The following is a 22,307-nucleotide window of genomic DNA, read 5'->3' as shown; positions in this document are numbered from 1 at the left end:
CTGAATTGTCACGGAAAAATCATCGTTTTTTCCGGCGATATAGGACGCTACGAGTCGCGTTTCCTGTTGCCGCCCTCATCCATCCCCGAAGCCGATTTGGTCGTCATGGAATCCACTTACGGCGACCGGCTGCATGGCGACAATGATCCCTTGGATGAATTGGCCGAGGTCATCAACCGGGTGATTCAGCGACACGGCAGCCTCATCATTCCGAGTTTTGCAGTGGGGCGCGCGCAGGAAATCATGCACCTCGTGAATACCCTCAAAAGCGAGCAACGAATTCCGGCCAGTCTGCCCGTTTTTCTCGACAGTCCTATGGCTGCCGACGCAACCCAGATTTTGTGCCGGCATACCCAATGGCATAAACTGAAACACGACGAATGTATGAGCGTGTGCAACGATGTGGTCATCAACCGGGATTTTCGCCAAACCAAAAAAATCATTTCCACACCGGGGCCAAAAATCGTCATTTCTGCCAGCGGAATGCTCACCGGAGGGCGGGTGCTCGAATATTTGAAACACCTGGCGCCCGACCCGAAAAATGCCATCCTTTTAATTGGTTATCAAGCGGAAGGAACTCGCGGAAGGCGCCTGAAAAACGGCGAGCGCGAACTAAAAATCCACGGGCAGTACGTACCCGTCAAGGCAAGCATAGAAGACATTTCCGGCTTGTCGGGGCATGCCGACCAGGCCGAACTGCTGCAATGGCTCAGTCAAATGGGACCGGCGGTGCAAAAAGTGGTACTCGTACACGGGGAAGGCCCTGCCCAAGACACTTTTCGCAAAAAGATTGAACAGGACTTGCATATCCCTGCCTTCATAGCAAAGGAGGATGAAGAAACGACCCTTTTTAACCTGTGAAATCGAACGGCCCTTCCATCATAAAACTATTTCAACATGGAAAACGCACCATCCACGATACCCAAATCCGGCTCAATCCATCACGCGGGCAATGGGGCCGCTGAACACGTACCGTTCAATTCGCTCAAAGTCCGGGCGGTTCATATTGATACTTACCGGGAGAGCATCATCTATATGCGGGCGGACTGCCATATCTGTAAGTCAGAGGGTTTTTCCGCGCTTACCCGAATCGTTGTCTATTATGGCGAGCGAAGCATCATCGCCACGCTAAATGTGGTATCCGACCTGGTCGGCCACGGTGAGGCCGGGCTTTCCAACGAAGCTTTGCGGCGTTTGCAAGTGCAGGAAGACTGCATGATCCAGGTCGGGCATTTGAAACCGGTAGAGTCCTTCAAATTTGTTCGGTCAAAAATGTACGGCCACGCACTCGAAAGTACGGCTTTTGAGGCCATCGTGGACGATATTGTCGAGGGGCGATATTCCAACGTGGAGCTCGCCGCCTTCATCACTGCTTGTTCCGGCAAAAACCTGAATGACGAAGAAATTGTCAGTCTCACCCGCGCGATGATTAAAAAGGGCGAAAAACTGTACTGGAACAAGCCCATTGTGTTGGACAAACACTGCATCGGCGGGCTGCCCGGCAACCGCACTACGCCTATCGTGGTCAGCATCGTAGCGGCGGCGGGGCTGACTATCCCCAAGACATCATCCCGTGCCATCACCTCCCCCGCAGGCACCGCCGACACGATGGAGACGCTCACTCGGGTGGATTTGACGCTTAGTGAAATGCGCAAGGTGGTGGAAAAAGAAGGCGGGTGCTTTGCCTGGGGCGGCGCCATGCAGTTAAGTCCGGCAGACGATGTCATCATTTCCATTGAAAAAGCCCTCGACATTGACAGCGAAGGCCAGATGATTGCATCCGTGTTGTCCAAAAAAGCCGCCGCCGGTTCCACCCATGTTGTGATAGACATACCGGTTGGCGCAACGGCCAAAGTACGCAGCGAGGAAGATGCCCGCAACATCGCCACTCGATTCGAGACGGTGGGCCAAGCCATCGGTTTGCAGGTAAAAACGGTCATTACCGATGGCTCGCAGCCGGTCGGCGTGGGTATCGGCCCGGCTTTGGAAGCGCTGGATGTGCTGGCGGTATTGAAAAACGACCAATATGCCCCGGGGGACTTAAAACAGCGGGCGCTGAATCTGGCCGCGCACTTACTAGAAATGTCGGGGCATTGCGACGAAAGCGAAGGACTACGGCAAGCTACCCGGTTGCTGGAAAGCGGAAAAGCGTTTGAAAAGTTCAGGGCTATTTGCCGTGCCCAAGGCTCCCTCAGAGAGCCGATGCGCGCACAATTCCGCTACGACTGGATGAGCGACCGGGGCGGGCGGGTCGAAAAAATTGATAACCGCCTGCTGGCCCGCTTAGCCAAACTCGCGGGCGCTCCAAGGTCGCCCGGCGCGGGCGTTCATTTTTACGCGCCACTGGGTACAGTGGTTAATCGCAGGGACTTGTTGCTTTCGGTGTATGCCGATTCTGGCGGCGAACTGGACTATGCCAAAGAATTTCTCCGCTCTGTCGCACCTGAACTTTTGGCACTGTCCGAATAAGCAATCGGCTGTTTGATTTCTATTCTTAACTCAATCACGAAAAATGAAGGTTGCAGTTTACAGCGCCCACCGTTTCGAGCGCAACTATCTGATAAATGCAAACGCCGGTCGTCACGATCTGATTTTTATAGACACACGGCTAACTGCAAACACGTGCCTGTTGGCAACAGGTTGTCGGGCTGTATCGCTGTTTGTCAGCGACACAGCGGGACACCACGTTTTGCAGCGTCTTCATGAAATTGGGATTGAATTTATCGCTCTTCGCTCCGCCGGGTTTAATCATGTTGATTTAAAATTAGCCTGGCAATATAAGATGCGAGTTGCACGAGTTCCTGCGTACTCACCCTACGCCGTTGCCGAGCATACGGTGGGTATGATGCTTGCGCTGAACCGGAATCTCATCCGGGCACACCAGCGTATCATGGAGTTGAATTTTTCCCTCGACGGCTTAGTGGGGTTTGATATGAATGGAAAGACCGTCGGGATTGTAGGAACAGGACAAATCGGCGCTGTCGTTGCCAAAATCCTGCACGGTTTCGGTTGCCGCCTGTTGGCTTGCGACCCTGCACCCGACCCAGACCTCGTCGCACAATACGGGGTGACATACATGAGCTTGGACAAAATTTGCCAGACTGCCGACATCATCACGCTCCATGTGCCGCTTAGGGAAGAAACGAAGCATTTGATTGACAAAAATCGCTTGTCGCTGATGAAGCCCAATGTGATGCTCATAAACACCAGCCGCGGCGGATTGATCAATACCAGAGACTTGATTGTCGCACTCAAAAACCGAAGGCTCGGCAGCGTCGGGCTGGACGTGTACGAAGAAGAAGAAGGGCTATTTTTCGAAGACCATTCGGAAGATGTGTTGTTGGACGATACCATCGCCCGCCTGATGACATTCAAAAATGTGCTGATAACTGCCCATCAAGCCTTTTTAACAGAAACGGCACTCCATAATATCGCTACTACAACCATTGAAAACCTTAATTGCTTCGAGGAGGATCGCTGGTGCGAAAATGAGATTTTACCTGACTCCAATCTTTGACCTCGTAAATGGTTTCAATTTTCAATTATGAAAATATTTGCTTTACCCGGAAACACACTATTGGCGCGAAACATAACCCGCCATCTGGGCGCCGAATTGGGAGCGTTCACGGTCCGGCATTTCCCAGACGGGGAAAGTTATGTTCGCCTGCTCTGCGACGTGGAAGGGCAGCAAGCGGTGGTTGTCTGCACCTTGTTTCAGCCTGATGACAAGATTTTGCCGCTTTATTACTTATCCAGATTGTTGAAAGACAGCGGTGCGCAGTCGGTCACGCTCGTCGCGCCTTATCTCGCGTATATGCGGCAGGACAAGGTGTTCAACCCTGGCGAAGCGGTCACCAGCGAATATTTTGCGGCACTGCTCTCTTCCGCTGTGGACCGGCTCATCACTATTGACCCACACCTGCACCGGCATGTTTCTATGTCGGAGATCTACACCATACCCTGCAAAGCCATCCACGCCGCGCAGCTAGTGTCTGACTGGATTCGGCAAAATGTCGTCAACCCGGTACTTATCGGACCGGACAGCGAAAGTGAACAGTGGGTTTCGGAAGTGGCGGCGAAGGCGGGCGCACCTTTTCTGATTCTCGAAAAAGTGCGTCACGGCGACCACGACGTGGACGTGTCGAAACCAGTCGTAGAGCCGTATTCGAACCATACGCCGGTATTGGTGGACGATATTATTTCGACTGCGCATACCATGATAGAAACGGTAGGGCATCTTCGTGTCGCAGGCATGGCCGCACCGGTCTGTATCGGCGTACACCCGGTATTTGCGGGCAACGCTTACGACGATTTAGTTATGGCTGGGGCAGCCGAGGTCGTGAGTTGCAATACAATCCAGCATTCTTCCAATCGCATAGATGTGTCCGAGTTGCTCGCGATGGCCATATCAGAATAATGCCAAACTCATTTTTTTATGGAAAAAAGTAATAAAAACGAGGTGATGAGCGAATCAAACATTCCCATCTGGGCTTTGCAGGAAGACGAATTATTTTCCCGCTTAGGCACCGATACCGCGCACGGCCTTTCGGCAGCGGAAGCAGCCGCACGGTTGGAGTCCGTTGGCCTCAACGCTATTTCCCAAGGCGAACAAACGCCTGCCTGGGTGATTTTTTTGAGACAGTTTAAAAGCCCTATCGTAGTGCTGTTGGTGGTTGCGGCGGGATTGTCGTTTTCCTTCCAGGAATGGTTAGACGGGATAGCCATATTGGTGGTGATTTTCATCAACGCTGTCATCGGTTTTTATATGGAATTTCAAGCCGGGCGCAGCATGGACGCCTTGAAAAAAATGGTTTCCATCTCCGTCAAAGTGCTTCGAGATGGCACTTTGACGGAGATCAACAGCGAAATGCTCGTGCCCGGCGACGTGATTTACCTCGAAGCCGGGGACATGACGCCCGCCGACGCCCGCCTCTACAACAGCGCTCAAATTCAATTGGACGAAGCCTCTCTTACAGGCGAGAGCGTACCGGTAGAAAAAGCGCCGGCCGTATTACCCGCCGACACGCCTTTGGCAGAACAGTCGAACCTGCTTTTCAAAGGAACTTTCGTCACCAAAGGCAATGGCTGGGCCGTAGTCTTTGGAACGGGCATGAATACTGAGTTGGGTAAAATCGCCCACCTTGTCGGCACTTCCGAACAAGCCGCTACGCCGCTGGAAAAGAAGCTTGCCGCGTTCAGCGGCCGCCTCATAAAAATAACCATAGGTTTGGTGGCGGTTATTTTTGCCGTAGGTGTAATGGGCGGGAAACCGCTTGTGGAAATGCTCGAAACCGCTATTGCGCTGGGCGTAGCCGCCGTGCCGGAGGGTTTGCCCATTGTGGCTACCCTCGCGCTGGCACAAGGAATGCTCCGGCTGGCTCGCCACAATGTGATTGTGCGCAAACTTTCGGCGGTGGAGACCTTGGGCGGAACCACGGTCATTTGTACCGACAAAACCGGAACGCTCACGCAAAACAAAATGGAGGTCGAAGCATTGGCCTCGCCGGGTGGCGCCTGGGCAAAGCGTGACGAAGAAACATCGCTTCCTGCCGGGCGCTTGCCCAAAGCGCAGTATGGCCGCCTCCTGCAAATCGCCATCTTGTGCAACAACGCCGACATTGCTGCCCACAAAGGAGATTTTACCGAAATCGGCGATCCGCTCGAAACCGGGCTGCTCAAATTCGCGCTCCGGCAAGGCGAAGACATCAATGGCCGTCGCCTTCAATGCCCAAAGCTGTCGGAAATACCTTTTTCTTCCGAAACCAAAATCATGGCGACGCAGCATCAGACGCCGGAAGGCAACATGGTTTTTGCCAAAGGCGCCGCCGAAGATTTATTGGAATGTTGCTCCTCCCTGCTCGATTCCGACAAAAACGTGCCGATGACTCCACAGCACCGGAAAATATGGCTCGCCGAGGCGGAAAAAATGGCTTCGTCGGGAATGAAAGTCATTGCAGGTGCTTTCAAAGTAGATGCGAAAACCTCGAAGAACCTGACCGAAAATTTGGTTTTTGCCGGGCTTTTCGGATTGATAGACCCGCCGAGAAAAGAGATTCCCGCCGCCATACGCGAATGCCGGGATGCCGGCATCGAAGTGGTGATGGTCACCGGCGATCACCCCGCCACCGCCAAGGCCATCGGCAGGCAGCTGGGTATCATAGATTCCGACGAGACAGAGGTGGTGCTGGGAAAGGATATGCCGGATTTCGAAAAACTCAGCGCGGCGGACAAATCGCACTGGGCAGCAACAAAAATATTCGCCCGGGTCAGCCCTAAGCAAAAACTCGATTTAATAAGCGTTTTCCAGGAGCGCAAAGACATTGTAGGCATGACCGGCGACGGTGTAAACGATGCGCCCGCGCTCAAAAAAGCCGACATCGGAATCGCCATGGGGCAGCGGGGCACACAGGTTGCGCAGGAAGTAGCCGACATGGTGCTGCGCGACGATAGTTTTGCCAGCATCGTTACTGCCATCCGGCAGGGCCGGGTCATCTTTGACAACATCCGAAAATTTGTCGTTTTCCTGTTGTCCTGCAATTTGAGCGAATTGCTTGTAATAGCCGCCGTTTCGTTGCTCTTTCTGCATTTTCAGTTGAAACCCCTTCAAATTTTGTTCATCAATCTTGTCACGGACGTGCTGCCCGCGCTGGCATTGGGCGTTACGGCCGGCAGCCCGGGCGTCATGGCGCACCGGCCCCGAAACCCGGATGAGCCAATCATTGACCGGGCGCGTTGGCGAAGGATTATTTTTTATTCTGTTGTGTTGTCGGCAGGCACTATCGGAGCGGTATATTTCAGCCACTTTTTTATTCATGCCGGCGATGATTGGTTGGTGCAACGCTGCAACAACATCCTGTTTTTCACGCTGATTTTCAGTCAATTGTTCCATGTTTTCAATATGGGATCAATTGACGCTCCGTTTTGGCGCACCGAGGTTGTCCGCAACCGATATGTGTGGTATGCCATTGCTGCTTGTGTCCTGATCATCGTGGGGCTATATTTAATTGAACCGGTGCGGACGGCGCTTTCCGTGGTGCCCATGTTGGCCGCCGATTGGACTGTGTGTATCGGGGCTGGTCTGTTGACCATGATAATCATCCGGCTGGGCAAACATTTAGCATTTTTTCAAAATGAAAAACTATGATTGATGCTCTTATCACCTGGTCTTTAAAAAACCGCATCATCGTTTTGCTGATTGCTGCGGCGGTTACCGCCTATGGCATTTACGCGGTGAAGAACACGCCCGTGGATGCCATTCCCGATTTGTCGGAAAACCAGGTCATCATTTTTACCGAATGGATGGGGCGCAGCCCGCAGATCATGGAGGACCAGGTCACCTATCCGCTCGTAAGCAATTTGCAGGGCATTCCGAAAGTAAAAAATATCCGTGCCAACAGCATGTTCGGGATGAGTTTTGTGTTCGTGGTTTTTGAAGACGACGTGGAGATCTATTGGGCACGGACGCGGGTGCTGGAACGCCTGAATTACGCGCAGCGGCTGCTCCCCGAAGGAATTGTCCCTACGCTCGGCCCCGACGGGACAGGGTTGGGGCATGTTTACTGGTACACCCTGGATGCACCGGGCTATGACTTGGGCGAGTTGCGAGCCTTGCAGGATTGGTACATCCGTTTCGCCCTGCAAACGGTGAAAGGAGTGAGCGAAGTGGCCTCCTTCGGTGGATTTCAAAAGCAGTACCAGGTAGTCGTGGACCCTCTGAAACTTAATTATTACGACATTCCCATCATGGATGTCGCCGAAAAAATAAAAGCGAACAACAACGATGTGGGCGGTCGGAAGTTCGAGCAGTCGGACATCGGCTACATCATCCGGGGATTGGGCTATATCAAAGACATCCGGGAAATAGAAAACATCACCCTGAAAACCCTCAATTCAATTCCTATAAAAGTACGCGACGTGGCAGCGGTACAAATGGGCGGCGAACTCCGCCTCGGCATTGTGGAAGAAAACGGAGAAGGCGAAAAGGTAGGCGGTATCGTCGTGATGCGCTACGGTGAAAACGCGAAGGATGTGATTGACCGGGTGAAAGAAAAACTAAACGATGTGGAAAAGGGCCTTCCGCCGGGCGTAAAATTCAAAATGGCTTACGACCGCTCCGATTTGATCGAGGCCGTCATCGCCACGTTGAAAGAGGCCGTCATCGAGGAAATCGTCGTGGTGTGTATCGTGCTTTTTATTTTTCTGCTGCACGTGCGAAGTACCCTGATTGTGGTCATAACCATCCCAATGTCGGTGCTTATTTCCTTCATCATGATGAGTTGGTTTGGTATTACTTCCAATATCATGTCGCTGGCAGGCATCGCGCTGGCAGTGGGCGATTTGGTAGATGCCGGTATTGTAATGGTTGAAAACGCAATGAAATCTCTTGTAAATGAAACAGAATAATATGCTCAGTAACGAAGAAAGAGAAGCGCGGATTGAAAAATCATCCAAACTGATTGGTGGCGCCATCGTGAGTTCCATCCTTATCACGCTGGTGTCGTTCAGTCCGATTTTGTTCCTTACCGGGCAGGAACACAAACTGTTTTCCCCGCTCGTATGGACGAAGACGTTTGCCATGATTGGTTCCGCCTTTGTCGTGGTGTTCCTCGTTCCGGTGTTGATGGTCATGCTTTTGAAAGGAACTGTGCGCCCGGAAAGCAAACACCCCGTTTCCCGTTTCTTCAAATGGATGTATTCGCCCGCTATTCTTTGGTGTATGCGGTGGAAAAAAACAACCATTGCGTTGAGCCTGGCACTTGTGCTGGGCAGTATTCCGCTGGTACTGAATCTCGGTACGGAGTTTATGCCCCCGCTCGATGAAGGTTCACTTTTGTTTATGCCGGTCACACTGCCGAGCGTTTCCAACTCCGAAATCAAACGAATCATGCAGGTGCAGGACAAAATCATCAAGGATTTTCCCGAGGTAGAGAATGTGCTGGGTAAAGCAGGCAGAGCAAATTCTGCCACCGACAACGCCCCGGTGAGCATGATTGAAACGATTATTTTGCTCAAACCGCAATCGCAGTGGCGCGAGGGCATGACGAAAAACGACATCATTGACCAGCTCAACGCCAAACTGCAAATCCCCGGCGTGGTAAACGGCTGGACGCAGCCCATCATCAACCGCATCAATATGCTCTCCACCGGGATCAGGACGGATGTGGGGGTAAAAATCTACGGGCAGAACCTCGATACCATCAACAAACTGGCGCAGCAGTTCAGGATAGAATTGCAGAGCGTGGACGGCGTGAAGGATTTGTACGCAGAACCGATTACCGGCGGCATGTACGTTGACATAAAAATCCGAAAAGACGAAATTGGGCGATACGGGCTTACGGTGGATGACGTGAATATGTTCATCGAAACCGCTTTGGGCGGCATGAACGTGACGACCACGATAGAAGGACGGCAACGTTTTTCCGTTAACGTCCGCTTCGCGCAGGATTTCAGGGATAAAATCGAAAAACTGAAACGGCTGCAAATGCAAACGATGGAGTATGGCCCTATTCCACTTTCAGCAGTGGCCGATGTGAGTGTTTCAGACGGACCGCCGATGATAAATTCCGAAAACGCCCTGCTGCGCGGAACGCTGTTGTTCAATGTGCGCGACCGCGATTTGGGAAGCACGGTGGCTGATGCAAAAAAGAAATTGGAAGAAGGTGTACAAAAACTACCGAAAGGGTATTTCTTAGAATGGAGCGGCCAATACGAAAACCAGGTGCGCGCGAACGAGCGTCTGAGAATCATCATGCCGATTGTGCTTGTCATCATTATGATGATCCTGTATTTCACTTTCAATTCTTTCCGCGAAACGCTGATCGTGCTCACCGGTATTCCCGTTGCGCTCGTCGGCGGCGCGTATTCCCTTCATTTTTTTGATGTCAATTTTTCGGTCGCGGTGGCCGTCGGGTTTATTGCACTGTTTGGCGTGGCCGTGGAAACGGGTATCCTGATGCTCGTGTACATGAACAACTCACTGTACGACAAATCATCCAAACTGAAAGCAGAAAACAAATCCATCACCAATCAGGATGTCGAAGACGCTATTTACGACGGGGCTGTGCTTCGTTTACGCCCCAAATTAATGACCGTCATGGTGGATATTTTGGGTTTGCTGCCGGTACTGCTCGCTACGGGGACCGGCAGCGATGTAATGAAACCCATCGTCATTCCCTTCGTGTTCGGCCTGATTACCTCCACGCTTTTCGTGCTGATTGTGCTGCCGGTGCTGTTCGCCATCGTAAGGGAATACGAATTGAGAAAAACCGGAACGCTGAAACTCGTTCAATTCAACGATTGAGATGAAGAACAGATTCAAAATTATCATCCTGCTGCTGCTTGCAGCCTTCGAATCCGGCGGGCAAACCCCGCTCTCCCTCGATAGCATCCTGACCCGCATCGAGACTGCACACCCGCGCCTGCAAGGCGCCGATGCGCGCGTCCGCGAACTCGACACTTACGCAAAAGGCACCATCACCATGCCCCCGCCCCAGGTCGGCGGCGGCTTTTTTATGACCCCGTACAATACGGCGAGGTGGAGCGAAGGCATGGGTTCATTTATGGTTACCGGCGAACAGATGTTCCCCAACCGCCGTATGCAAAAAGCCGAACAACGCTACATGTACGCTATGTCGGGCATGGAAGTGGCCGAGCGGGGGGTGATGCGAAATATGTTGTTTGCCGAGGCAAAAACCGCCTATTACAATTGGTTAGTGTTGGAAAAGAAAATTGCCGTCCTCGAAGAGAGCAAAACCGCCCTACGCCTGCTCATCGAAAGCGCCGAACAGCGATTCCAGTACAACCGCGAAAAACTCGGCAGCGTTTATAAAGCCCAAACCGAATTGGCCGACCTCGAACGGATGCAGGCTATGTACGCGGGTGAAATCCGCCAGCAACGCGCCATGCTGAACGCCCTGATGCAACGTGACCCCGCGACCGGTTTCGAGATTGACACCGCCGGTTGGCGATTGCCGCCGATTCCCGTGTTGCCCGATACTTCGCGGATCGCCGCCCGCAGCGATTTTCGCGCCATCGAACAAAGCCTTCGCATCGCCCGGCTCGAACAGGAATGGCAACGTTCAAAACTGAAACCCGAATACGGCCTGCGCTACGATCACATGTTCGCTTTTGGCGGAACGCCCTGGCAATTTACACTGATGGGCATGGTCACTGTGCCGATTGCTCCCTGGGCAAACAAAGATGTCAAAGCCCGCATCGAAGGAATTGATTATCGGCTTGAAGCCTTCGAATGGCAAAAAGCCGACTTCGTTAATCAAATCCGGGGCAATCTCGCCGACCGCCTCGTGATGATGCAGACGCTGCAAGAACAAATAGACCGCTACGAGCGCGACATCATCCCCAACCAACGCAAACGCTTCCAGAGTACCCTGCTCGCCTGGGAACAAAACACCGACGAACTTTTTATGACCCTCGATGCCTGGCTGGAACTCAAAATGAGCCGCCTCAGCCAACTCGACCTCCTGCAACAACTCCTGCAAGCCCGCACCGACTATGAAAAAGAACTGGAACAACGGTAAACTGATAACCCTTGGACTGCTCGTGCTTGCCTTGACGACTGCGGCCTGCCGACAAAAAAACGCCGGACATGAAGGCCACATCCCGGAAGTAAAGACCGGGCACGAAAGCCACAATGCCGAAGAAAAGGCCGTGTACACCTGCCCGATGCACCCAGAAATCCTGCGCGACGCACCGGGTAGTTGCCCTATTTGCGGTATGGATCTGGTCAAAAAAGTAGATGACCATACCGCTCACGCTGCCGGGCCGGACAGTATTGGCATCCTCTTGAAGCCTACCTACGAATATGTATTAAGCGCCACCGCGACCATCCGCCCGGAACAAAAATCTTTGTCCATAAGCATCGAAGCGCCCGGTTACCTGGCCTACGATGCCCAAAAGCTCAACGCGGTATCGGCGCGTTACGGAGGGCGTATCGAGCGGCTGTATGTTCGCTACCCTTTTCAGCCCGTGCAAAAAGGACAGCGACTGCTCGACATTTACAGCCCCGACATTGCCACCGCACAACAGGAATTGATTTTTTTGAAAGAAAATGACCCGGACAACGCGACCCTGCTCGAAAATGCCCGCCGCCGCCTTTCCCTGCTTGGCCTGACCGACAAACAAATCAGCGACGTGGAAGCCAGCCGCAAACCGCTCCTTTCATTGCCGGTGTTCAGCCCTTACGCCGGTTTGCTTGTTGAAAACTCAGGTTTAGGCTCGGCCGGAACTATACCCGGCGGTGGCATGGACGATGATAATTCTGCACAAAACCCCTCCCCTCCGCCGCCCTCCACCGCTACTTCCGCCGAACTTTCCCTGAAAGAAGGTATGTACGTCCAACCCGGTCAGCGGCTTTTCGGCTTGCAAAGTCTGGCGACCGTGTGGGCGATACTCGAATTTTACCCCTCCGCTGTGCAGTCGTTGAAGGTCGGCCAGGCGGTCGAATTGCACATCGAATCGTTTGCCGAACCGCTCCGGGGGAAAATCAACTACATCGAACCGTTGTATGGCTCCGGAGGCAAAAATCTCCGTGTTCGGGTGTATCTTCCAAATCCCGGCGAGAGGCTCAAACCCGGCACTTTGCTCACCGCCAGCGTACAGGCGGGAAGCCGCTCCGCCCTCTGGATTCCTGCATCGGCGGCCATTGATCTGGGGAGAAAAAAAATTGCTTTTATAAAAACAGCGGAAGGCTTTCGGTCGCAGAAAATCAGTACAGGTCACCGCTCCGGCCAAATGCTGGAAGTGACGGCGGGACTTTCACCCGACGATGTAATCGCTGAAAACGCGCAATTGCTGATGGACAGCGAGAGTTTTGTCAAAGCAAAATAACTGACAATGAATATTTTGAAAATAACTATGGCGAAGACGATTACTAAACTTTTAAAGTTTAGTAATCGTAGCCTGTTCGCCGCGACAATATTGCTCGCCGCCTGCGGCAAGCCTGCCCCAGTGCCGGTAGAAGAAAACGTCTATTACACCTGCTCCATGGATCCGCAGGTCGTAGAACAAAAACCCGGACCTTGCCCGATCTGCAAAATGCCCTTGGTTCGGGTAGAAATTGCCCGCAATAAGAAAGAGAACGAGGTAAAACTAAGCGCCGACCAAATCCGGCTCGCCAACATCCAGACCGACACCGTGCGACTGCAAGCGCTGGGCGAAGAAATCTCCCTCGCTGCGACGCTGCGTGAAAACCAAAACGGCATCAATACCGTGACCGCAAGGCTTAGCGGCAGGCTCGAACGTCTTTTCGTGCGCAACGCGGGCGAATACGTGCGGGCAGGCCAAGCCGTTTTTGAACTGTACAGCGAAAACCTCGCTGCCGCACAGCAGGATTATTTGCTGGCATTGCAAAACAAAAAACGTTACGGCAACACCGACCTCGATTTTTCCCGCATTGCGGAAGCCGCCCGCAACAAACTGCTGCTCTGGGGCATGACCGAAGCACAGTTGCAGGAAATCGAACAATCCGGCGCACCCCAAAACACGGTGACGTTTTACAGCCGCTACGCCGGGTATGTCATGGAAGCCCCGCCCGCCGAAGGCAGTTATGTGGCAGAAGGTTCGACAGTGCTGAAACTCGCCGACCTGCGCACGCTTTGGGCCGAAGCGCAATTGTATGTCAGCGATTTGCCCTTTCTTGCCCAAAGCCGTGAGGTATCGGTCACCTTGCCGTATTTCCCCGGCCGCATCCTCAGCGGTAAGGTCAGTTTTGTCAATCCCAACCTCGAAGCCGCTTCCAAAATCGTACTGACCCGCGTGGAAATATCCAACCCAAGTGGTGAATATCAGCCGGGCATGCAAGCCTGGATTACCTTGAAAGGCAAAACCCGTCGAACGCTCGCCGTGCCGACCAACGCGCTCATACGGGAAAGCCGTGGCACCACTGTTTGGATAAAAAATACCAATGGAGGCTTCGAAGGCCGTATGGTGCGCATCGGCATTGCCAATGAAGATTATACTGAAATCGTCGAGGGATTACAATCCGGGGAAATCGTGGTCGTGTCGGGTGCTTATCTTCTGAACAGCGAATTTGTATTTAAAAAAGGGTCGGACCCGATGGCCGGGCATAAGATGTAAGCGGAAAGGAGCAATTGATAAAATTCCCAATAAATCTTAAAACAAGGTGGAAAAAACCTTCCCTTCGTTTTGCCGTTTTACCTTTGTGCATTCTATGCGTTTCCGTCCTGCTACATTGTTATTGTTCCTCAGCCTGTTCGCCGCTTCGGTGAACCGTGCTTGGGCTTGTGGTGACGAACATTCCAGAAACGCGGCACAAACTCAGCAGATTGCTTCCGAAAAGTCCTGCTGTGCCAAAGAAGAGGCGCAAGCTTCCTGCTCAGACGATTCAACACATCAGCATTCCGGCGCCAACTGCCCCTGCGACCACGACAACGGCGGTTGCCACTGTCCCGGTTGCGGCCTGATGTGTCATTCCGGCGCCGCTTCCGCGCTCGAAACGCCGCTCACGTTCGCGGCATCTCTCTTCAACGATTCGGTGCAAAAAATGGCATTTTACTTTGCTGAGCACCTGCCCGAAGCCGTTTACCTTCCTATTTGGCAGCCGCCCAAGATCGGTGCCTGATGCCGCGTCAGCCCGACGTGTGCCCATTTTTCTGGTTTAGATAGGTTTAGAACAATTGATATGATTTAGAATAATTTGTTTCTAAGTCGCTCAAATATGTCTATTCACTATTCATCTCTATTTCCAACACTCTCAATTTCAATTTTTTATGAAAAATATGCTCATCGCGGGCCTCGCGCTCGCGCTGTCGGTCGTGGCATTCAATGCCTGCAAAAACGACCATTCTCAACACAAAGCCCAAACGACCGAAGCGGCTGCCCCGGGTACGAAATATATCTGCCCGATGAACTGCGAGAAGGGCAAAACCTACGACCAGCCCGGCACTTGTCCCGTCTGCAACATGAATTTGGAGCCTGTGAAAGCCGAAGTAGAGGCCAACAAAGCCGAGTATTTCACGGCCTTCGCTGCCAATCCCGCCCAACTCGAAGCGGGCAAATCGGCCATGCTTTCTTTCACGCCAAAAATCAAAGGCAACGAGTCTGCCCCTGTTCCGCTCGACCTCGTGCATGAGAAAAAGATGCACCTCATTCTCGTGAGCGACGACCTCTCGTGGTTCGACCACATTCACCCGGAATATTCAGCCACAGGCGGTTACGACATAAAAGTGCTGGCCTCGGGAGAAAACTTCACCAACGGTCGCGGACACAACGAAACGCGCTTCGAGGCCGGCGGCAAATACTGGGCATTTACGGATTACAAACCTACCGGCGGCTTGAATCAGGTGAACAAAACCGAACTCAACGTGGCCGGGACGCCCGCCAGAACCGTCGCATATACCCAACCGAAAATGACGACCACTGTGGACGGGTTCACCCTCACAATGGAAGCCGGACACGGCGGCGGCGGCTTCACCACGGGTAGCCCGCAACATATCCCGGTGACCATCAAACAAGGTGGCAAGCCCGTTGACCCCGCTACTTTCGAGAACTATTTGGGCGAAAAAGCCCACCTCGTGCTCGTGGAAGTGGCCTCCAAAGAGTTCGTCCACACCCATCCCTCGGCAGAAGGAGGCAAATTGGACATTCACACCACTTTCGCCAAGCCCGGCACTTATCGCGGCTGGCTGCAATTCCAGACCGGGGGCAAAGTGCATACGGCTGATTTCGTGGTGCAGGTGGCCGAAGGTCAGGCCACGTCGGGCGGACACGAAGGACACAGCGGCCACTAAAACCCCGTGTGTTCTACCGCCCATTTCATCTTCTCTTTCACATTCAATCAATTCAATTTTAAAAACATGAAAATCCTGATTTTCATCTGCATAGCGGCATTGTCAACCCATAACGCATACGCTCAACAACCCGCTACCGGGACCCCTCCGGTAAAAAAAGTCGCAACTGCGGCCACAAACACCCAAACTGCCCAATTCCAGGTTTGGGGCAACTGCGGAATGTGCAAAAGAACGATTGAGACGGCAGCCAAAGGCGTGACCGGCGTACAAAGCGTCGACTGGAACATGGACACGCACCAATTCACCGTCGTGTTCGACCCGGCGCAAACGGGCGTTGACAAGGTTCATCAGGCCATCGCTGCCGCGGGATACGACACTGATGTGGTGAAAGGCAACGACGAGGCTTACACCAATCTGCCGGGCTGCTGCCAGTACGATCGGCGTCAATGACGATTGCATGATTTTTTGAGTCATATCCGGGTCGCCGGGCGCTGCATGGCAGCGTCCGGCAGCTCCTTGCATTACCGTTAAAAAGGAAAACATGAAAAATTGGAGCACCTGGGCCGCGCTTTTTCTGTCGGTCGGCCTGTCGGCCCAACCCCTCAAAACCTTTCAATTGACCGCTTCGGAAGACGGGTGGGCGGAAATGAGCGATGGGACGGTGTTGCCGGTGTGGGGGTTTCAAATCACCGGCGAAGGGCCGGCGAAATATCCGGCGCCGCGATTGGTCGTAGAGGAGGGCGATAGCGTGCAGGTCAGTGTGTACAACGCGGGCAACCTGGCGCATACCTTTCATTTGCATGGGTTCGGAAGCGACACTTCCAACAACGGCGAGGCATCGAATCCTGTGCTTGTGCAGCCTGGCAACACGGAAACATTCGCTTTCCGGGCCGCACAGTCAGGCGACTATTTTTACCACTGTGGCCTGCAAAATCCCGTTCACGGTCAAATGGGGATGGCGGGATTGCTCACCGTGTTGGCCGCCGGTGGCGAAAAAACAGCCTATACCGACGGGCCGCCCTATTTCAAAGATTATCATTGGCTACTGAGTGAGTTCGATGCGGCATGGCACTTCGACCCTCCGCAAACGGGCAACCTGCCGCCTTTCGAGCCGGATTATTTTCTGGTCAACGGCAAATCCGGCGATGCTCTGGGCGACTACAACGCGGAAGACGTGGCTGTTTTTTCGGCATTGGACCAATTGCCCGTTTTTCTCACTATAACTCATTCAGGTGTTGGCCGCAGAGAGGTGATTTTTCCCTATCTGGTAGAAGCCAGTGTGGTGACCCGCAACGGCGAGCCGCAGATTCCTGCATGGCCTGTTGACACACTTGTACTATCGCCCGGAGAAAGCGTCGGCCTGATGCTCCAAGCCATTTCAAACGGAGAAGACAGTATCCGGGTCAATTACTACGCACCGGGTACGGACGTCTTCCTGCACCAGAATCCGGTCGCCATTTTCATTCAGCATCACAGCGCCACCTCCGAACCGACGGTGCGCGGCATGGTCCAAATCCTCCCAAACCCGGCGATGGATTGGCTGACGCTGCGATTCAAGTCTGCCACTCCAAAGGGCAAAACAAGGGTTGAAATTCTTTCGGAAAACGGCCTTACTGTGCTTCGACAGGAGATTTCGGCCGGCGAGCCTGTCCACGTGGGCGGATTGCCCGCCGGGGTTTATGTCCTGAAAATTGTGGATGAAAACGGGCAAGTTCTCTCCGTAAAGAAATTTTTTAAAAAATGAATACCATGAAAAAAGAGTCGCTCGCAATGGCCTCTGGATTGGCAACCTTGATACTACCTTTTTTATGCTGCTTCGGCCTGCCTCTACTGGTGCTTATTGTGGGAAGCAGCGCGGCAATAGCCGTAACCAAATTTGCCGAGCAATACGCACCTCTTTTTTGGCTATTAGGCACAATTGGAGTTGGGTGGGCCGGTTGGCGGTTTTGGCAAAAAAGAAAAAACAATGTCTATAAGCCAATCCTTGACTCAACACTCACCTGCCCAAAATGCGGTTTTCAAAAAAAGGAAATCATGCCGACCGATGCGTGCCAATTCTTCTATTCATGTAGTAACTGTCAATCAATGTTAAAACCCAAGCCGGGCGACTGCTGTGTGTTTTGCAGCTATGGCACGGTAAAATGCCCTCCCCAACAGGCGGGTGAAAAATGTTGTTGAAAAATGCTCAACGCTCTCATAAAATTCTCATTACAAAACCGCCTGTTCGTGGTGGCCGCAGCGGCTTTGCTGCTGGTGTGGGGTGGCTGGACGATTACCAACCTACCGGTGGACGTGTTGCCCGACCTCAACCGTCCCCGGGTGACGGTGTTCCTCGAAGCCGGCGGGATGTCGCCCGAAGAGGTGGAGGCGCAAGCGGTTTTGCCCATCGAAACGGCACTCAACGGCTCGCCCGGCGTAGAAACGGTGCGCAGCAGTTCGTCGCGCGGTATCGGGCTGGTGTTCGTGGAGTTCGGCTGGGAGGTGGATGTGTACCGCGCCCGCCAACTCGTGGCTGAAAAACTCGCCACCGTACCACTGCCCGACGGCATCGTGCCGGTGATGGGGCCGATTTCGTCGGTCATGGGTCAAATCATGCTCGTGGGCGTGACCGCCGAACCCGACAGCGCGACCGGCCAGACGCTCAGCAGTGCAGCCGATTTGCGGACACTGGCCGACTTTACCATCCGGCGCAGGTTGCTGGCGATAAAAGGGGTGGCACAGGTGATTCCCATGGGCGGCGACCGGCTGCAATACCAGGTGCTGGTGTCGTCGGCCAAACTTAAACAATACAATCTGACCCTTGAAGACCTCGACCGCGCCCTCTCCAATGCCAACCTGAATGCTACGGGCAGTTTTTTCAATCGCTATGGTTCGGAAGTGCTGATTTCGGTGCTGGGGCGCTCCAAAAACCTGGAAGACTTGCAGCGAACGGTGGTGGCGAACCGGGAAGGCTCGCCGGTGTTGCTGAGCCAAGTGGCCGAAGTACAATTCGGCGCGGCCATCAAACGCGGCGATGCCTCGGTGAACGCCCGACCCGCCGTGATACTGACCGTCGAGAAACAACCTGGGGCCAGTACGGTGGATTTAACAGCGGCAGTTGAAAAGGCCCTGGAAGAGTTGAAACCTTCGTTGCCGTCTGATGTGCGGCTCAATCCGGAGGTTTTTCAGCAAAAAAACTTCATTGTCAATTCGCTGACCAACGTGGAGGTGGCGCTGCGCGACGGTTTCATTTTGGTCATCATCGTGCTGTTTCTATTTCTCCTGAATTTCCGTACCACCATCATCACACTGACGGCGATTCCACTTTCGCTGGTGATTACGGCGCTGGTTTTCAGGTGGTTCGACATTTCCATCAATACCCTGACGCTCGGCGGTCTGGCCATCGCCATCGGCGAATTAGTGGACGATGCGATTGTGGACGTTGAAAATGTTTTTCGCAGATTGAAAGAAAATCGGGCGGCGGGGAGCCCAAAAAACTCGCTTCTTGTCGTCTATGAAGCCAGTAGCGAAGTGCGCAATTCCATCGTATATGCGACCATTATCGTGGTGCTGGTGTTTCTGCCCTTGTTCCAGTTGCAAGGCATCGAAGGACGGATTTTTGCGCCGCTGGGCATCGCTTATATCACCTCTATTTTGGCATCGTTGGTGGTTTCGCTCACCGTGACGCCCGCGCTTTGTTCTTTTTTGCTTCCCAATTCAAAACTGAACGAGGGCAAAGAATCAGGTTTGGTCACCTGGCTGAAACGGCAGGATATGAAACTGCTGAATTTCGGTCTGACGCATCCGCGCACGGTGATCGGCGCGGCGGCGGCGCTGGTCATCGGCTCCTTGCTGATGGTGACGCGCTTCGGCACAGAGTTTTTACCGCCATTCAATGAAGGCAGTTTTACGGTGAATCTGTACGCTCCGGCGGGCACTTCCTTAGAAGAAAGCAACAAAATTGGTACGGTGGCCGAACAACTCATCCTGCGGGTGTCGGATGTGCAGTACACCGCCCGGCGCACCGGGCGCGCCGAACTCGATGAGCATGTGGAGCCGGTATCAAACTCTGAAATCGAGGTAGAGTTGCGCGAAGGCGCCCGCCCGCGCACGGAGGTCGTGGCCGATATTCGCAAACAACTCGGTAACCTTGCCGGCGTGTCGGTCAGCATCGGACAGCCTATTTCGCACCGCCTCGACCACTTGCTGAGCGGGGTGCGGGCGCAAGTGGCCATCAAGGTATTCGGCGAAGACCTGACCGAACTGCGCGCTTTGGCCGGACAGGTGAAAGAGGCCGTCGAGACCGTGCCGGGCGCGGTGGACGTGCAGGTGGAACGCTTAGTGCTGGTGCCGCAACTCACCATTCGGCTCGACCGCGACGCCCTGCAACGCTACGGGATGCAAACCGGGGAAGTAGCCCGCGACCTCGAAGTGTTGTACGGTGGCAAGGTGGTCAGCCAAATTCTGGACGGGCAAAAAACCTTCGACCTCGTGTTGCGGGCGGTGGCAGAAGACCGTGAAAATCTCGAAAACATCCGCAATACCCAAATTCACACGCCGGAGGGCGTTCTGATTCCGCTCGAAAGCATCGCCCACATCGAATACGAAAAAGGCATCAACACCGTGAGCCACGAAAACGGGCAGCGGCGCATCGTCGTCTCGGCCAACGTGCAAGGCCGCGACCTCGGCAGCACGGTAGCCGAAATGCAGCGGGCGGTGGCTGAAAAAATTAAGATGCCGCAGGGGTATTTCTTAGAATACGGCGGCCAGTTTGAAGCGCAAAAGGAAGCTTCGCGGCTCATCGGCATTCTGAGCATTTTCGCTTTCCTGGGGATTTTTCTCGTGCTGTACGCGCATTTCCGTTCCTGGCGAATCGTGGCACAGGTGATGCTGAATATCCCGCTGGCCCTTGTCGGCTCGGTGGCAGCAGTATGGCTCACAGGCGGCACCTTCTCGGTGGCAACGCTGGTAGGTTTTATCACGCTGACGGGCATCGCCTCGCGCAACGGCATCATGATGATTTCGCACTATCTCCACCTGCTCGAACACGAAGGCGAGCAGTTCGACAAGAAGATGATTGTGCGCGGCTCGCTCGAACGATTGGTGCCGGTGTTGATGACGGCATTGGTGGCTGCGCTGGCATTGATTCCCCTGACTTTGGACGCGCAAGCGGCGGGCAAGGAAATCCTCTACCCGGTAGCGACGGTCATTCTGGGTGGTTTGCTCAGTTCCACTTTGTTGGACATGATCGTAACACCAACGGTGTTTTGGGCTTGGGGCAAAAAAGCGGTGGAGGAATATTTTGAAGGGAAAAAACAATCTGCGAACCTAAAACCCGACCATAACGCGCTATGAAATTGCTGATAAAAATATTGATTTTCGGCCTGAGCGCCTCCTCGGTATGGGCGCAAACAACGCCCGATTCCGCCGTGCAAGCCGCCCTCCAAAACCACCCGCTCAACCGGGCTGCCGCCTTCGACGTACAGGCCAGAAAATACGCGGAAAAAATGGCGCTCAATCTGCCCAACCCCGAAGTGAACGCGGAAAGCCCCACCGGGGAATTTTACGCGATGGGGGTACTGCAATCGTTCGAGTTCCCGACCGTGTACACCCGGCAAAAGCGGGTGGCGAAGGCTGAAACCGCCCTCGCCCAGGCCGGACAGCAGTTGAGCCAAAACGACCTGCGCTACACCGTTCGCGCGCTGTATTTGGAGGCGCAGGCAGCAGCATACCAGGCCCGACAATGGGCCGAGCGCGACAGCGTGTACCAGCAAATCGCCGCGACCGCCGCCCGGCAGTTCGCGGGCGGAGAAATTGATTTTTTGCAAAAAACGCTGGCTGAAAACGAAGCGGGCACGGTACACCAGGAGCGATTGGCAGCAGAGCAAAACGCCGCGTCAATTCGGCAACAATTGGCGGCACTCACCGGACTGACCGATTTAGGCAGTTTGTCGCCATTGGCGCCCGACACGCTCGGCTTATTCGGACAATTGTTGCAAGGAAACGCCGCAGGCAATCCGGCCGTCGCCTACGAACAGCAGGCCGCACGGGTGGCGGAGCAGCAAATCAGCTTAGCCAAAAGCAGGGCGCTACCCAATTTTTCGCTCGGCTATCTGAATCAAGGTCTGCAAAGCACGCCGATTGACTATCGCTTTCGCGCCAGCGTTGGCATCCCGCTCTGGGTAGGACAATACCGCGCCGGCGTAAAAAGTGCCGAAGCCGAAGGTCAGGCAGCCCTGGCCCGCACCGAAGCGCAAAGCCAGGCTGTGGCACTCGAACTCGCCCGAACCCGGACGGAGGCCACCACGGCGCTGAACCTCGTGCATTACTACGAACGCGAAGCCCTGCCGCGCAGCCGGGCGCTGATCGCCACGGCACTACGCCTGCGCGAGGCCGGCCAGATGGATTACGTCACCTTCCTGCGCACGTTGGATGAAGCATACGCAATTCAGCGCGAATACGCGACCCAGATGCAAGCCTTTGAAACAGCCCGCATCCAAATGCTGTACCTGTCGGGACAGTAGTTTGAAATCATTGATGTTCAATCTAAAAAAATAACGG

The 22,307-nt window shown here is 53.9% G+C and carries 17 protein-coding genes; all 17 read left to right on the top strand.

Annotation, left to right across the window (positions count from 1 at the left end; genetic code table 11):
• On the top strand, positions 1-861 hold an 861-nt coding region (locus tag KIS77_23325; GenBank protein MCW5925269.1), incomplete at its 5' end, for an MBL fold metallo-hydrolase.
• Between the two features lie 36 nt (positions 862-897).
• Positions 898-2,469, top strand: coding sequence for a thymidine phosphorylase family protein (locus KIS77_23320; GenBank protein ID MCW5925268.1), 1,572 nt, complete (start codon positions 898-900; stop codon positions 2,467-2,469).
• A 43-nt stretch (positions 2,470-2,512) separates the two neighbouring features.
• Positions 2,513-3,517, top strand: coding sequence for a 2-hydroxyacid dehydrogenase (locus KIS77_23315; GenBank protein ID MCW5925267.1), 1,005 nt, complete (start codon positions 2,513-2,515; stop codon positions 3,515-3,517).
• A gap of 60 nt (positions 3,518-3,577) precedes the next feature.
• A complete protein-coding gene (locus KIS77_23310; GenBank protein MCW5925266.1) occupies positions 3,578-4,417 on the top strand; it encodes a ribose-phosphate pyrophosphokinase in 840 nt (279 codons plus the stop codon).
• A gap of 18 nt (positions 4,418-4,435) precedes the next feature.
• Positions 4,436-7,144: an HAD-IC family P-type ATPase gene (locus tag KIS77_23305; GenBank protein MCW5925265.1), complete on the top strand. Its 2,709-nt coding sequence runs from the start codon at positions 4,436-4,438 to the stop codon at positions 7,142-7,144.
• The gene (locus KIS77_23300; GenBank protein MCW5925264.1) at positions 7,141-8,403 is read left to right on the top strand and encodes an efflux RND transporter permease subunit; all 1,263 of its coding nucleotides are present in this window, start codon (positions 7,141-7,143) and stop codon (positions 8,401-8,403) included. Before KIS77_23305 ends, KIS77_23300 begins: the two co-directional genes overlap by 4 nt.
• A complete protein-coding gene (locus KIS77_23295; GenBank protein MCW5925263.1) occupies positions 8,390-10,300 on the top strand; it encodes an efflux RND transporter permease subunit in 1,911 nt (636 codons plus the stop codon). The genes KIS77_23300 and KIS77_23295 overlap by 14 nt, the downstream gene beginning before the upstream one ends.
• 1 nt (position 10,301) lies before the next feature.
• A complete protein-coding gene (locus tag KIS77_23290) occupies positions 10,302-11,537 on the top strand; it encodes a TolC family protein (protein ID MCW5925262.1) in 1,236 nt (411 codons plus the stop codon).
• Positions 11,512-12,846 carry an efflux RND transporter periplasmic adaptor subunit gene (locus KIS77_23285; protein MCW5925261.1) on the top strand — a complete coding sequence of 445 codons (1,335 nt, stop codon included), beginning with the start codon at positions 11,512-11,514 and terminating at the stop codon, positions 12,844-12,846. The genes KIS77_23290 and KIS77_23285 overlap by 26 nt, the downstream gene beginning before the upstream one ends.
• 6 nt (positions 12,847-12,852) lie before the next feature.
• The gene (locus tag KIS77_23280) at positions 12,853-14,094 is read left to right on the top strand and encodes an efflux RND transporter periplasmic adaptor subunit (protein ID MCW5925260.1); all 1,242 of its coding nucleotides are present in this window, start codon (positions 12,853-12,855) and stop codon (positions 14,092-14,094) included.
• Positions 14,095-14,140: 46 nt separating this feature from the next.
• A complete protein-coding gene (locus tag KIS77_23275; protein ID MCW5925259.1) occupies positions 14,141-14,599 on the top strand; it encodes a hypothetical protein in 459 nt (152 codons plus the stop codon).
• 148 nt (positions 14,600-14,747) lie between these two features.
• Positions 14,748-15,767: a hypothetical protein gene (locus KIS77_23270; GenBank protein MCW5925258.1), complete on the top strand. Its 1,020-nt coding sequence runs from the start codon at positions 14,748-14,750 to the stop codon at positions 15,765-15,767.
• Positions 15,768-15,833: 66 nt separating this feature from the next.
• Positions 15,834-16,217, top strand: a complete 384-nt coding sequence (locus KIS77_23265; GenBank protein ID MCW5925257.1) for a heavy-metal-associated domain-containing protein — start codon at positions 15,834-15,836, stop codon at positions 16,215-16,217.
• Between the two features lie 91 nt (positions 16,218-16,308).
• Positions 16,309-17,511 carry a multicopper oxidase domain-containing protein gene (locus tag KIS77_23260; protein MCW5925256.1) on the top strand — a complete coding sequence of 401 codons (1,203 nt, stop codon included), beginning with the start codon at positions 16,309-16,311 and terminating at the stop codon, positions 17,509-17,511.
• A 236-nt stretch (positions 17,512-17,747) separates the two neighbouring features.
• Positions 17,748-17,945: a hypothetical protein gene (locus tag KIS77_23255; GenBank protein MCW5925255.1), complete on the top strand. Its 198-nt coding sequence runs from the start codon at positions 17,748-17,750 to the stop codon at positions 17,943-17,945.
• 3 nt (positions 17,946-17,948) lie between these two features.
• On the top strand, positions 17,949-21,101 hold the full coding sequence (locus KIS77_23250) for an efflux RND transporter permease subunit (GenBank protein MCW5925254.1): 3,153 nt from the start codon (positions 17,949-17,951) through the stop codon (positions 21,099-21,101).
• Complete coding sequence (locus tag KIS77_23245) at positions 21,098-22,270, top strand: TolC family protein (GenBank protein ID MCW5925253.1); 1,173 nt, start codon at positions 21,098-21,100, stop codon at positions 22,268-22,270. Before KIS77_23250 ends, KIS77_23245 begins: the two co-directional genes overlap by 4 nt.
• Positions 22,271-22,307: the final 37 nt, after the last annotated feature.

This window comes from Saprospiraceae bacterium (genome assembly GCA_026129545.1).
Taxonomy (GTDB): domain Bacteria; phylum Bacteroidota; class Bacteroidia; order Chitinophagales; family Saprospiraceae; genus M3007.
Note: the sequence above shows the minus strand (reverse complement) of the source record. Positions and strands in the feature narration are given on the sequence as shown.

Coding starts and splice junctions, on each gene's coding strand:
- KIS77_23280 (MCW5925260.1), top strand. CDS start 12,853: ATGAATATTTTGAAAATAACTATGGCGAAGACGATTACTAAACTTTTA.
- KIS77_23290 (MCW5925262.1), top strand. CDS start 10,302: ATGAAGAACAGATTCAAAATTATCATCCTGCTGCTGCTTGCAGCCTTC.
- KIS77_23320 (MCW5925268.1), top strand. CDS start 898: ATGGAAAACGCACCATCCACGATACCCAAATCCGGCTCAATCCATCAC.
- KIS77_23295 (MCW5925263.1), top strand. CDS start 8,390: ATGAAACAGAATAATATGCTCAGTAACGAAGAAAGAGAAGCGCGGATT.
- KIS77_23245 (MCW5925253.1), top strand. CDS start 21,098: ATGAAATTGCTGATAAAAATATTGATTTTCGGCCTGAGCGCCTCCTCG.
- KIS77_23270 (MCW5925258.1), top strand. CDS start 14,748: ATGAAAAATATGCTCATCGCGGGCCTCGCGCTCGCGCTGTCGGTCGTG.
- KIS77_23305 (MCW5925265.1), top strand. CDS start 4,436: ATGGAAAAAAGTAATAAAAACGAGGTGATGAGCGAATCAAACATTCCC.
- KIS77_23300 (MCW5925264.1), top strand. CDS start 7,141: ATGATTGATGCTCTTATCACCTGGTCTTTAAAAAACCGCATCATCGTT.
- KIS77_23260 (MCW5925256.1), top strand. CDS start 16,309: ATGAAAAATTGGAGCACCTGGGCCGCGCTTTTTCTGTCGGTCGGCCTG.
- KIS77_23250 (MCW5925254.1), top strand. CDS start 17,949: ATGCTCAACGCTCTCATAAAATTCTCATTACAAAACCGCCTGTTCGTG.
- KIS77_23285 (MCW5925261.1), top strand. CDS start 11,512: ATGAAAAAGAACTGGAACAACGGTAAACTGATAACCCTTGGACTGCTC.
- KIS77_23265 (MCW5925257.1), top strand. CDS start 15,834: ATGAAAATCCTGATTTTCATCTGCATAGCGGCATTGTCAACCCATAAC.
- KIS77_23315 (MCW5925267.1), top strand. CDS start 2,513: ATGAAGGTTGCAGTTTACAGCGCCCACCGTTTCGAGCGCAACTATCTG.